Origin of the sequence: Acinetobacter populi, assembly GCF_002174125.1 — a bacterium.
GTDB lineage: Bacteria > Pseudomonadota > Gammaproteobacteria > Pseudomonadales > Moraxellaceae > Acinetobacter > Acinetobacter populi.
Genome location: NZ_NEXX01000002.1, coordinates 268,950 through 282,388 on the forward strand (window position 1 = coordinate 268,950; position 13,439 = coordinate 282,388).

The following is a 13,439-nucleotide window of genomic DNA, read 5'->3' on the forward strand; positions in this document are numbered from 1 at the left end:
TTCCTTTTCATGACACTTGCTTTAACATGCGCAACTGATGTATCGCTGAATAATTTTGAGGTCAATCATGCAACGTGTTGCGATTAACGGATTTGGTCGGATTGGACGCAACGTATTACGTGCATGGTTTGAAACGCCTAGGCAACAATTACAACAACAGATTATTGCCATCAATGATATTGCCGATATTGAAACACTGGCTCATCTATTACGCTTTGATACCACTCACGGACGTTTTGCTGGTACGGTTGAAATCTTGCAGCAGGATTCGCAGCACGGTCAGGAAAATTTTTTAGTCGTGAATGCTTTGGGTTCACAACTTAAAATTCAAGTATTTCAACAGGCCAGGCCGCAGGATTTACCTTGGCAACAACTGGATATAGATGTTGCACTAGAATGTAGCGGATTCTTCCGTTCGCGTGAAGCCGCCAGTCAACACCTCGTTGCTGGTGCAAAACGGGTTATTATCGGTGCAGCACCGTTTGATAGCGTGGATGCAGCAATTGTTTACGGCGTTAATCATCAGGATTTAAAATTAACCGATCAAGTGATTTCCAGCGTGTCCTGTACCACACAGGCACTGGTCCCTATGGTAAAAATTTTGGATGATGCCTTTGGTATTGAAAGTGCCATGATGACCGAAATCCATGCTGTCACCACCGATCAGGCTGTGCTGGACCATGTTCATCGAGATTTACGCCGTGCCCGAGCTTCTGGACATAATATTATTCCTACCACGTCCAGCGCATTAGGTGCCTTAAAACGCGTTATGCCACATATGCAGGATAGAATTGAGGGATATTCCATTCGTGTGCCCACCTTGAATGTTGCTGCCATTGATTTGACTATCGTCATGCCCAAAGCACATCACATTGCAGAGATTAACCAGAGTTTTGCAGAGGCTATTCGTGGACAATATGCCAACATTATGGCCATGACAGATCAACCCCTGGTGTCCAGTGATTTTAATCATTCTCCTTATTCCCTTATTGTTGATAGCCTGCAAACCATGACTGCTGGCAGACAGGCTAAAGTCTTTGCCTGGTATGATAACGAATGGGGTTATGCCAATCGCTTGCTGGATCTAGTCGGCTGTTTAAATCGGTTATAGCAGATTTATACTTACATTAAAAAGCCACTGCATATGCAACGGCCCAATGATTCAAACAGATTTTCACAGCTTACCAGCTAAAGCCAACACCAACACCTGCCGAACCTTCTTCTTTGGTCAGTGCGCCACTTAAACTTAAACTGGTATTTTCATTCACCATACGTTGATAACCCACCGCTACGGCCTGTTCCTGCCCCTGAAAACCGGCACCAACACCTATACGATTTTGACCACGTAAACCTGCCGTACTCACTGCCATATTCATCATTGCAGCACTCATCGCACCCTGACGGTCAAAACGCTCATCCACCTGTTTAAAGCGCTGCTCTGTTTCCAGACGATAATCTTTAAAACTACTTTCCAGACTGGCAAACTTGGTGTCTGTATAAGTATTGGCATTGGATAATGTCGTGGCACTTGCAGTATTAAGCTGGGCCACATTCACCGCATCGGTATCTTCTGTACCCGCAGCAACATGCGTGATTTGTCGTAAGTTGCTAGCCGAACCAACGGAAACCGTATTATCCCGATCATTGGTGGAATTATTACCGAGTACCACTGCATTTTTTGCTTCGGTCTCCACATTATTCCCTAGCACAAAAGTTCCATCACCAGTAACCGTATTGTCATTACCGATTGCATAGCTAGCATTGCCAGTTACAGTATTGGGATCACCAAATGCCCCTGAACGATCACCTGACACTTGATTGCCTTTACCGACCGCAGTGGATTGATCGCCTGAAACCTGTGTACCCTCACCGATCGCAGTAGATTGATCACCACTGGCTAGCGCACCTTCACCAATAGCAATAGAACCTGTTCCGGTCGCTTGCGCAGAAGAACCTGCATCACCACTTGATGTACTAATATCAATATATGGATTGGTTTGTGCAGATAACCAATCCTGTTCTGATCCGCTAAAGCCATTTTCAACTGCAATTTCAAAAGCACTTAAACCACGTTCCCCCTGATCGCCTTTTTCTCCCTGTAAACCTTGTTCCCCTTGCGATCCGGTGGCACCTGTTAATCCGGTATCACCTTTATCTCCCTTATCACCTTTGGCACCATCAAGACCATTTAAACCATCTAAGCCATCTTTACCATCCAGACCGTTTAAGCCATCTTTACCATCAACACCTGCTATGCCCTGATCGCCTTTTTCTCCGGTTGCACCTGTTAATCCGGTATCACCTTTATCGCCTTTGGCACCATCAAGACCATTTAAACCGTCTAATCCGTCTTTGCCATCCAGACCGTTTAAACCATCTTTACCATCGACACCTGCTATGCCCTGATCGCCTTTTTCTCCGGTTGCACCTGTTAATCCGATATCACCTTTATCGCCTTTGGCACCATCAAGGCCATTTAAACCGTCTAATCCGTCTTTACCATCCAGACCGTTTAAGCCATCTTTACCATCAACACCTGCTATACCCTGATCGCCTTTTTCTCCGGTTGCACCCGTTAGACCTTGTTCGCCTTGATCACCCTTATCACCTTTTAGGGAAGCCAACCAATCTGTTTCCGAACCAGTATAGCCATTAGATTGTGCAACTTCATAGGCACTTTTACCATTTGCCCCTGTGCCATTATTTTGTACTGTGGTTAAACGGGTGTCCAGATCGGTAAGTTTGCTATCCACCGCTGCAAAAGCACTCCCAACATCGCTATAGTTTGAACTTTGAATGGTGTAAGTTGGGGCAGTAAATACCCCATTATTAAATGCAGCACCTCCGCCCAATACACTGGTAAATGTCGTTGCAGCTGAAGTGATAGTGGTTTCTGCTACACCAATACGGCTATCTAAGGCTGTTACATCATTCTGAGCAGAAGTTAAATCGGTTTGAAGATTGCCAATATTGGTCTCTGCTGTGCCAACTCGAGTATCCAATGTGGTGATATCGCTTTCTGCTGTGCCAACCCGAGTATCCAATGCTGTAATATCGCTTTCAGTTTGTCCAACCCGAGTATCCAATGCAGTAATATCGCTTTCAGTTTGATCAACTCGTCCATCTAATGCAGTAATGTCAGTTTCGGTTTGATTAACCCGAGTATCCAATGCAGTAATGTCAGTTTCGGTTTGATCGACTCGTCCATCTAATGCACTAATGTCAGTTTCAGTTTGATCAACTCGTCCATCTAATGCTGTAATATCGCTTTCAGTTTGTCCAACCCGAGTATCCAATGCAGTGATGTCGCTTTCTGCTGTGCCAACCCGAGTATCCAATGCTGTAATATCGCTTTCAGTTTGATTAACTCGTCCATCCAATGCAGTAACGTCGGTTTCGGTTTGATCAACTCGTCCATCTAATGCAGTAATGTCAGTTTCAGTTTGATCAACTCGTCCATCTAATGCCGTGATGTCACTTTCTGCTGTGCCAACCCGAGTATCCAATGCTGTAATATCACTTTCAGTTTGATTAACTCGTCCATCCAATGCAGTAATGTCGGTTTCTGCTGTGCCAACCCGAGTATCTAATGCACCAATGTCGGTTTCGGTTTGATCAACTCGTCCATCTAATGCAATAATGTCGGTTTCTGCTGTGCCAACCCGAGTATCCAATGCAGTAATGTCAGTTTCGGTTTGATCAACCCGAGTATCTAATGCAGTAATGTCAGTTTCAGTTTGATCAACTCGTCCATCTAATGCCGTGATGTCGCTTTCTGCTGTGCCAACCCGAGTATCTAATGCACTAATGTCGGTTTCAGTTTGATCAACTCGTCCATCTAATGCACTAATGTCAGTTTCAGTTTGTCCAACTCGTCCATCTAATGCACCAATGTCGGTTTCGGTTTGATTAACTCGTCCATCTAATGCAGTAATGTCGGTTTCAGTTTGATCAACTCGTCCATCTAATGCAGTAATGTCAGTTTCAGTTTGTCCAACTCGTCCATCTAATGCACCAATGTCGGTTTCGGCTTGATCGACACGTCCATCTAATGCACTAATGTCGGTTTCGGTTTGATTAACCCGAGTATCCAATGCACTAATGTCAGTTTCGGCTTGATCGACACGTCCATCCAGTAAATCCAAATCCGACTGTGAAGCTTTGGCAGCCAAACCTGTATCTACATAATCTTTATTGGCAGCATCAGTTGCTTTGGTAGGCGTTGCCACATTGGTAATGCGTTTTTCTACACCTGTCGCACCTACGGACACGGTATTGGCTTCATCAGCAATTGAACCTGCACCCAAAGCAACACTATTATCAGCATAGGCTTTACTTTCTGCACCGATTGCTGTGGACTTATCGCCAAAAGCAGTTGAACGTGACCCTGCGGCAAGTGCCTGTTCTCCGACAGCAATTGCACCGCCTACCTGAACAGTTTGCATAAATGCCTGTAATTCCTCTGTCGTCAGTTGTTTTCCACCAATCGTGATACTAGGATTAGATGGATCTGTATTATCTATAACCACATCCAAACCATCTATTTTTGTTAGCATCACGGCTTGCTGATCAATTTCAATCTCTCGACCACTTATCGTTGTTATGGACTGAGTAGGATCAAAAGTAGACATATCTATTAAAGCACCGCCCATGGTTGAGCTGCCATTACCTAATGCTGCGCCGCCTACACCACTTGCACTACTCATTTTTCCACTTGCGGTGTTGCTTGTACCACTTGCACTGCTATACTCGCCCAATGCGGTATTGTAAAAACCCAGCGCACTGCTATATTCACCTGATGCTGTATTCTGATAACCTACAGCACTGCTAGCCTCACCCGAGGCGATATTTTCAGAACCCAACGCACTGCTCTCAGAACCCGAGGCGGTATTCTCAGAACCTACAGCACTGCTATCATAACCTGATGCAGTATTCCATGCACCCAATGCACTGCTATAATCACCTGAAGCAGTATTCAGAGAACCCACCGCACTACTATCACCACCCGATGCGATATTATTATAACCCAGCGCACTGCTACCAAAATCTAATGCAGTATTCTCATAACCTACAGCACTGCTAGATTCACCCAATGCCACATTTGCAACACCTACTGCACTGCTTAATGTACCCACCGCAATATTACCGCCTTGCTTTGCAGCATTAATAAAGTCTGTAACTTGCGTAGCATCTGTAATTTCTGTCCCATCCGTTAAAGTAAATGAAGTAATATCATCAATATCCAGACCTGTGGCAGTTACAGTAATGCCTGCCACTTTGGTTAATGTTAATCCATCATCTTCGGTGGAGTGTTCCCAACCTGATGCCGAACCTAATGCTGTATCATTGTTATCGTATGCATAATTATCTGTGGCAACGGTACCTACACTGGCAATCGCTGTATCCAGTTGCAGTTTATTGACTGCATCAGTATCAGCTGTGCCTGCTTTTACATTGCTGATCGTGGTTCCACCTGTACCTGCAAGAGTAATTTTTTGACTATTTACAGCGTCATATAACACAGCGCCTGTTGTACCACCGCCTAAAATCAGACTTTGTACCTGCGTTAAATTCACAGCATCTGTGCCACTTGTAGCTGCTGCTACATTAGTAATTTGTCGCTGAGTGGTGCTATTTCCAACTGAAAAACTATTATCTCTATTTGCAATAGATCCTGCACCAATGGCGATACTATTGATTCCGATTGCCTCTGCTTGATTGCCAATCGCAACATTACCAATCCGATATGCCCACGCACCTGTTCCCATCGCTACCCCGTTTACCGCCGCTGCCGCACCACCAATTGCCACAGCATGATCTAATGCCCAAGTGAAATTTGTACAATCCCCCCCAATTGCCACAGCACCATCAAAAGTAAGAAAAGGTGAGCCAGCTTCAGCGGAGATACTTCTATTAACGGCTGTAGTAAACGATCCATTCGCCTCTTCCAAGGTTTTATTAACATTAAAAGAACTGCAACTAACACCCTGAACAATATTATCCGCCCTGACATTTTCCCCCATGATAATGGCAATACTGAGCACCAGAGTTTGCAAACCTAATGTTTTAAGCGACACTGTCTGAATAGATTGGCGATCCGTACTTGTAACTTTACCAGTAGTATTATCTTTTTTCCCTGCACTTTTTGCATGTTCTGAAACCACCACCATGCATCCAAGCGATTTATTCCAGATTTTTTTAAAAATGTGATTCATATGTTTAACCTATGTATGTTTTGTATAGAAAATAGGTTAATTAAAGGTGTTTTTTTGTACGTTGCATATCACTGAAATTGGGTATTTTGACTTTTAATTTTTTAGATTAATAGTTGATGTTACTCATCTATCTAGTGTGCAATGCAAGGATTTTTATCCCTAAGGGGCATTAGCCTAAAGGAATCATACAATATCTATAGCAAAATTCGATTATTAAGCGCCATATAATGATCTAAAGCAAAGTTCGGAATCGGAAATTGTTAATACCTAGGTTTTAGAATCTGATTGTAAGATATGTAAACTCTGGATGTCTGCCTTGCGAGATACATCTCTCACGGCATGACATAAATGTATTTTGAATTTTGCGCAAGTAATGCTTCATCATAAAAAATAAGTATAAATTTCAACCTTTTTAATTAACTCACTTCGCTGCCGAAAGCAACGAAGTGAAAAGTGTCGCTTTACAAATGGACAAAGCCCTTGTGAGGTAGGTCTTTCACCGCTACATTTTTTATTGCAGTAGCGGACAAAAAATAGATTTATTAAAAGTTTATATGTAAACTTTGGTTTTGATAAAGTTGTGATTGGCTTATATTTAGTTGAAATTTCAATCAGCTTCCTTGTCTCCTTGAATAACACTTAGGCTAATTTTAAATTTTTCTGTTGCATTGATTGGATCTGCAACATAGATTTTCTTTTTCCCTTTCAATTCTACAGTGGCTTTAGTCCCATTGGCAATGTGTTCCTGCACAACAGGATCTTTACCGACTACGTCTTCTTTAATAGAGAAAATAACGCCAGGAGGCGCAGAAAATATCCAGTCGTAATTTTGATCTAACTGGGTCAAATCATAGTTTGGACTAGAGCGATGCTTTTGTCCATCTAATGGAGCAAGTTGAGACTCAAAGGTAACACTGGTAAAATAACCTTTAGGTCCTTGGGTTAAATCTTCACTCATAATATTTCCTTTAAAGTATTTAATGGAAATTGATTATAAAATGATTATTTTTATTAAAAATATCCCTGAAATTGGGTATTTTTATAATTTTTTCACTATAACGACAAAATTTAAATTATAGAGCAAAATTTGATTTTTGGGCTACATTCACTTCGTCATACTTGCCTTGCGAGATACATCTCTCAACGTATCCAGAGTAAAGTTCAAGAGTTGTTAAGGTCTAGGCTTTAGCTTTTAGAGTTTAATTTAGGATACGTTAACTCTGGATGCTGGATCAAGTCCAGCATGACACAAATGTAGCTTACATTTTGAATTTTGCTATAGATTAAAGTTGAGATTGCTAAGATTATATGAATTTTTATGACTCATTTTACCACTTTAATAAGCGTCTTACCATTTTGTGATGAAATATACATTTTTGCATTAATCCTTTCAAGTCGGGTTTTCATACTACGCAAACCAACACTGATCCCTGAGTGAAAGACTGCATCGACATCAAACCCCATACCATCGTCTTCAATTTCTAAAATCAGTTGTCGTTCCTCATTAAAAAATAAGTTAATGGAAACCTGTTGTGCATGACTATGTTTAATGATATTGGTGAGTGATTCTTCAATCACCCGTAATAAGGTCAAACATTCTAGTGTCGTCGGCTGAACAAGCCATTCCTGAGGAAAACACCAACTAGACTTAATACCCAGTTCATCAAAAATCTGCATGAATCGGTAGCGTATAGCTGCACCCCAGATAATTGGTGTTTCAGGGATTTTTGTCCCTGAACTTGAACCTGTATCGATAATCTGTCTTAAATCATCACGTAACAATTTAAGCATAGATAAGAATTGCGAATTACTTAGATTTTCCTTACTTTGATCTACCAATGCTATAGAACGTACCAAAGAACCACCCAAACCATCATGTAACTCATGTGCCAGATCAATTCTTTGCTGAAGTCTGGTATTTTCCAACTCAAGTTGATGCCGAACCTGAAGTGAAAGTGCCAACTCCTCTTCTTTCTTTTTACGCTCACTAATGTCAAACATAAAACCAATCAACGATTGTGTTTCATCATTATAGCGAATAACATGTACTACTTCACGCACCCAAATATAAGTACCATCTGCTTTTAAAGCACGATAATCTGCTTCGTGGTCAATTCCATTTTTTGATAGCTCAATACAGTTTTTCACAACTCGTTCACGATCTTCGGGATGCATACGCTCTGCCCAATCATCTACAGTAGCCCAAGTATCATCTGACCAACCAAGCAACTCCTGAATTTGTGGACCGACATATGTATAACGTGAGGTTTTCCAGTCAATTTGCCAAGGAATAGCATTAGTTGATTCCAAAAGTGTCTTATAAAATGCAGTATTTAGACTCTGGTTCATTTATTAAAGTCCGCTATAAAAAGGCATAGATAAATCAAAGATGAGGGCGGCGGTGAACAGTTGGTTTTTTATTCCAATACCAGTCAAATGTTTTAGAATCAGGTTCCAATAGGGTATGGGTAAGTATACTGTTTTTGCATAGTTTGTCCCAGCATGCCCGTGCAGAGTTACGATTATTATGTAAATCCACACAGTCTAAACCAGCATAAACTGTACTTGGTGGTACATATAAAGCATTTCCTTGCGCTAACCATAAATCTGCCAAACGAATTTTATGTTGCTTTGGCCAATATCTGGCGACCGAGATGACTAAAGGCATATCGGCATCAGTAGAAGCAAAAATATGCGGAAAATCATGACATTCTAAATCTGTGCATACCATCGTCAATAATTCATGGTTACCTTCTTTACCCTGATAAGGTGACCAATGTCCTGCATACACCCCATATTCATATTGAATCTGATATAATGTCGATGTTTGCGGACTCAGTATTTTAACCGCCTGATACGGTTTAACTAAAGTCATGCCAAATGCTGCGGCAATATCCCGAGTTACCCAGAAAGCATCATATTCTATCTGTTCCCCTACAAAATCAAGTTGGGTCTGTTTCCCATACTCTTTCCTTACTGTTTCTATCACTTTAGCAACCACATATTCTTTACCTATTGCGATTTGCGGATCAGGAATAGCTGGTTGAAGTGGTATGGCAAATTCAGGTAAAGTTTTGAGATAAGCTGGTTTACCTTGATCATTATAAAAAAATGGTGTTTTTTGAATGTCTACTTTTGCTATATCATGATCTACAATAAAAAGCGGCGCATCAAAATATTCAAACATATTTGCCCCTATCACATCGTCTATTATTTTCAATGATAATAGCATACAGTTTAAACTCTCGGATATCCATGAAGGTAATGCTCCTAATGAATAACGCTTATTTTTATTCACAAATCGAATAAAATATTCGCCATCCAATAGGACATATGTAATACACCCCTTGTGGGTAAACGCCAGCTTTTAGGGCGGATGTCAATCTCAACATTTCGCCAGCTTGTTTGGTCTATTTAGCATGATAAATTCATTCGACTAGAACAGCTGCATGTTAAAAATAGCTGAAAAATTAAGCAAATTTATCTTAACACAATTCAATAATGTATAGACATTCGGATTTATCCCGATTATCCATACAATTTATGAAAGAACTCGAACTGCTGTCATTTCTGCTTTTCTAAAAAAGAATACCAGTATTTATGATATTAAAATTACAGGTCGTAAAACCCTAAAAATTAAATTTGAAGTCGATACTCAGTCACCACTATTATTTAACACCGAGAAAAAGCTACTCTTACAACCTTTTTCATTCTATGTGAAATGTTTTACAATTGAAAACTTATATCTGGGTAAAATGCATACCTTACTATTTAGGCAATGGAAAAATCGTATTAAAGGTCGTGACTGGATTAAATCTGATTTAAGCCAGCAAGATTTTTTGACATTGCTACGCAAAAAAAAAATTGACTCTGTTGATTTTGAACATGCAAAGCAGGATAGGATGTGCGACCATTTATTCAAGATATAACATCGCTAGATGTATGGTCTAATCAATATTTCCAACAACTTGCAGAGCGCATAATATATCAATAAAAACTAATATTTTATTTAGATCAAAATACCCAGTTTCAGGGATAGCATAATCAATCACTATTTTCTATGCTATAAAAGACCACCCAGATCACAAGGCAATAGATGGTGTCCAATCAGGAACTTACTTTACCTATTCCGGTACTTATTGTTGAAGATGATGCCGCTATACAACATCGCTTAAAGGACTTGTTACTCAATCTGGGTTATCAACAGGATATGCTTATTTTTGTCCAGACCCTGCAAGCAGCGCTGGATACATTAAAACAGCAACCAGTTTCTTTTGCACTGGTGGATTTGGGTTTGCCCGATGGCAATGGTAAAACATTGATTGAAGCATTACGGCATTTGGATCCATCCTGTCCAATTTTGGTGATTTCGGCATGGAGTACACAAGATGCCATTTTGGGTGCGATTCAGGCAGGCGCAACCGGATATGTCCTCAAGGAACGTGATGATCTGGAAGTGTCCATGTCTATCCGCAGTATTTTACGTGGTGGCGCACCGATTGATCCCTTTATCGCCCAGCAAATCTTAAGCAGACTAATTTTACCCTCGTCAAGTGCCCCCCCTGCAACTGAAAATATTGCGGAAAAAGGTTTGCTTTCACATCGTGAACATGAGATTTTAGAACTGGTCGCCAAGGGTATGAGCAATAAGGAAATTGCCGAATTTATTCACCTTTCAAGATATACTGTCGAATGTCATATCAAACATATTTATCGCAAGCTGTCTGTATCCAGTCGCGCAAAAGCCATCAATACTGCCCGCTCTTTAGGCATATTACCTTAATTGTATCGTGTATTTTATGTTTGATCGCATCTACAACTTACGCAGCCCAGCCATCCGCATGTACGACAAATATTCAGCATATCGCTGTTGCACAAGCAATAGGTGATGGTACACAACGCCCGTTACAGGGCTGGCATACGATAAAACAATTTCCCGATTTTATTGATGATCACTGGAAACTGTATTCAGGGAGTGTCTGGTATAAAATCCAATGGGATTATCATTGCCCGATCACCCAGAAAAATCCGGTAACACTGGTGATTAGCTATATCAATATGGCAGGACAAGTTTATATTAATGATGATTTACTCTGGCAGGATCAATCATTAGTCGAACCTTTATCACGTAGCTGGAATATGCCCCGTTACTGGAATATTCCTGCGTCTGCACTGAAACAAGGTGAAAATATCATCTGGATTCGGGTTGTGGCAGTGGCTACGCAGACCTCAGGTCTGGGTCAGGTCGTTTTGGGTGATGCGAGTCAAGTCATGCCACGATATCAGAATTTCTGGCGTGAACAACGCGTCTTGATGTTTTTTAACCTGATTTTTTCCCTGACACTGGGCGTAATTGCCTTTCTGGTCTGGTTATTTCAGCCTAAGGAATATGTATTTGGCTGGTTTGCCCTCAATTCACTGGCATGGGTTCTCATTATTTACAATGTTCTGGCTCTTGAACCACCTTTTGGACTGGACACCTTACAACTGGCACGAATCAGTATTATCCCTATATTTGCCTATGTAGTATTTTCATGTTTATATGCATGGCGACTGGCACAGCGACGTTTTCCATATCTGGAACGAAGTTTAATTTTAATATTATTGGGTGTTGCTTTGTTAGCAATTTTTCTACCTGATCATATTGCAATCCTCAATACTTTTTTATTCATTACCTTTATCGTGGCAATATTGATATTGGTTATTCATTTTATCAGTTATCTCTGGATTGCCAAAAAATCCGCACTATTGGAAGCCTATCTTCTAGCAAGCGTATTTATTATCTATCTTCTAGTGCTCACTCACGATATTTTATATATGTTTCATGTGATCCATGATTTTCCATTGGCTGCCTATACAGCACCGTTAACCACACTTCTTATTGCGATTATTCTGGCTATGCGTCTGTCCAAAAATGTTAAACGCATCGAAGGCTTCAATAAAACTTTAAAAGAAAATGTCTTACAGGCCAAAGAAGAATTAACCACTTCGTTAAATATTCAGCATAAATTGGCATTGGAAAATACCAGATTGCAGGAAAGAATGGACCTTTCCCATGATCTACATGATGGACTAGGCGGCTCGTTGGTACGCTCCATGGCAATTGTTGATCAAAGCAAGCACAATCTCACCAATCCACAATTCTTATCCATGTTAAAACTATTACGTGATGATTTAAGACAAATCATTGATAGCGGTTCCAGTGCGGGCGCCAAGGTTCCCGAAACACCAATGATATGGGGCGCTCCAGTACGTTACCGTTTTACTCAGATTTTTGATGAATTGGATATTCAATCCTCATGGTCATTTCCGACAGTCTGGCAAAGTAAACCTACGGCATTGGAATGTTTAACTTTATTACGTGTAATTGAAGAAGCATTAACTAATATTCTTAAGCATAGTCAGGCAACACAGGTGAATGTTCATCTCTATTACAGGCTTCCCACCCAGCTTGTTTTAGAGATTGAAGATAACGGCATTGGTTTTGATGTGGACGCTGTACTTGAATCTGGAATCAGTGTTGGAATTCGAAGCATGCAGATTCGATTAGCAAAAATTCAGGCAAATATGCACATCGAATCGCAAACGGGTCGAACCTTCATTCAGGTAATTAAAGATTTTAAGCCGATTCAACCTTAACCGTTTCGAACTGCTCCAGTATTAAGCGTACCGGTTTATAACTGCGACGATGCTGGATCAAGACACCATGTCGCTGGATTGCGTCCAGATGAGCTTTGGTCGGATAACCGTTATGTCTGGCAAAGCCATAATCTGGATAAAGTTGATCCAGCGCCTGCATCTGACGATCGCGTGTGACTTTTGCCAGAATACTGGCTGCACTGATTTCGGCATGTAGAGCATCACCACCAATTACTGCTTCACACTTTAATGCAATATCTGGACATTTATTACCATCAATTCGCACTAGATCGGGTGTAATCTTTAAAGCTTCCACTGCCCGCTTCATAGCCAACATTGTAGCTTGCAGGATATTTATTGCATCAATTTCTTCATGGGTAGCTTCGGCAATTGACCATGCCAATGCTTTTTCCTGAATTTCCAGAAATAATTTTTCCCGTTTTTTTGCGCTTAATTTCTTGGAATCATTTAATCCTTCAATCGGATTATTTGGGTCTAAAATCACCGCAGCAGTCACCACCGAACCAATTAATGGACCACGTCCAGCTTCATCTACACCTGCAATCTTCATATTATTTCCCGAAG

The 13,439-nt window shown here is 40.9% G+C and carries 9 protein-coding genes; 4 read left to right on the plus strand and 5 right to left on the minus strand.

The features are described 5' to 3' along the window. Positions 1 to 67 precede the first annotated feature (67 nt). Entirely contained in the window at positions 68 to 1,111 is a 1,044-nt protein-coding gene (locus CAP51_RS07450; protein ID WP_087620123.1) for a type I glyceraldehyde-3-phosphate dehydrogenase, read from the plus strand. Positions 1,112 to 1,181: 70 nt separating this feature from the next. On the opposite strand, the gene CAP51_RS07455 is transcribed toward CAP51_RS07450, so the two are convergent. From CAP51_RS07455 to CAP51_RS07470, 4 genes are all read right to left on the minus strand, one after another. Next, the gene (locus tag CAP51_RS07455; protein WP_087620124.1) at positions 1,182 to 6,215 is read right to left on the minus strand and encodes an ESPR-type extended signal peptide-containing protein; all 5,034 of its coding nucleotides are present in this window, start codon (positions 6,213 to 6,215) and stop codon (positions 1,182 to 1,184) included. A gap of 607 nt (positions 6,216 to 6,822) precedes the next feature. Next, positions 6,823 to 7,173 (minus strand): hypothetical protein, encoded by a 351-nt coding sequence (locus CAP51_RS07460; RefSeq protein ID WP_087620125.1) that lies wholly within the window; start codon positions 7,171 to 7,173, stop codon positions 6,823 to 6,825. 365 nt (positions 7,174 to 7,538) lie between these two features. Then, entirely contained in the window at positions 7,539 to 8,564 is a 1,026-nt protein-coding gene (locus CAP51_RS07465) for a sensor histidine kinase (RefSeq protein WP_087620126.1), read from the minus strand. 34 nt (positions 8,565 to 8,598) lie between these two features. After that, a complete protein-coding gene (locus tag CAP51_RS07470) occupies positions 8,599 to 9,402 on the minus strand; it encodes a hypothetical protein (RefSeq protein ID WP_087620127.1) in 804 nt (267 codons plus the stop codon). Positions 9,403 to 9,826: 424 nt separating this feature from the next. On the opposite strand from CAP51_RS07470, the gene CAP51_RS17690 reads away from it, so the two are divergent. From CAP51_RS17690 to CAP51_RS07485, 3 genes are all read left to right on the plus strand, one after another. Next, on the plus strand, positions 9,827 to 10,144 hold the full coding sequence (locus tag CAP51_RS17690; RefSeq protein ID WP_425426777.1) for a nucleotidyl transferase AbiEii/AbiGii toxin family protein: 318 nt from the start codon (positions 9,827 to 9,829) through the stop codon (positions 10,142 to 10,144). Between the two features lie 167 nt (positions 10,145 to 10,311). Beyond that, on the plus strand, positions 10,312 to 10,998 hold the full coding sequence (locus CAP51_RS07480) for a response regulator (RefSeq protein WP_087620129.1): 687 nt from the start codon (positions 10,312 to 10,314) through the stop codon (positions 10,996 to 10,998). Between the two features lie 20 nt (positions 10,999 to 11,018). Further along, on the plus strand, positions 11,019 to 12,854 hold the full coding sequence (locus CAP51_RS07485; protein ID WP_245809099.1) for a sensor histidine kinase: 1,836 nt from the start codon (positions 11,019 to 11,021) through the stop codon (positions 12,852 to 12,854). Here CAP51_RS07485 and rnhB read toward each other — a convergent pair. Next, entirely contained in the window at positions 12,835 to 13,425 is a 591-nt protein-coding gene (rnhB, locus tag CAP51_RS07490) for a ribonuclease HII (RefSeq protein WP_087620130.1), read from the minus strand. The genes CAP51_RS07485 and rnhB overlap by 20 nt on opposite strands. Positions 13,426 to 13,439: the final 14 nt, after the last annotated feature.

What these genes read in the sequence shown, in the direction of transcription:
- CAP51_RS07450 (WP_087620123.1), top strand. Translation starts at nt 68, where the DNA reads ATGCAACGTGTTGCGATTAACGGATTTGGTCGGATTGGACGCAACGTA.
- CAP51_RS07455 (WP_087620124.1), bottom strand. Translation starts at nt 6,215, where the DNA reads ATGAATCACATTTTTAAAAAAATCTGGAATAAATCGCTTGGATGCATG.
- CAP51_RS07460 (WP_087620125.1), bottom strand. Translation starts at nt 7,173, where the DNA reads ATGAGTGAAGATTTAACCCAAGGACCTAAAGGTTATTTTACCAGTGTT.
- CAP51_RS07465 (WP_087620126.1), bottom strand. Translation starts at nt 8,564, where the DNA reads ATGAACCAGAGTCTAAATACTGCATTTTATAAGACACTTTTGGAATCA.
- CAP51_RS07470 (WP_087620127.1), bottom strand. Translation starts at nt 9,402, where the DNA reads ATGTTTGAATATTTTGATGCGCCGCTTTTTATTGTAGATCATGATATA.
- CAP51_RS07480 (WP_087620129.1), top strand. Translation starts at nt 10,312, where the DNA reads ATGGTGTCCAATCAGGAACTTACTTTACCTATTCCGGTACTTATTGTT.
- rnhB (WP_087620130.1), bottom strand. Translation starts at nt 13,425, where the DNA reads ATGAAGATTGCAGGTGTAGATGAAGCTGGACGTGGTCCATTAATTGGT.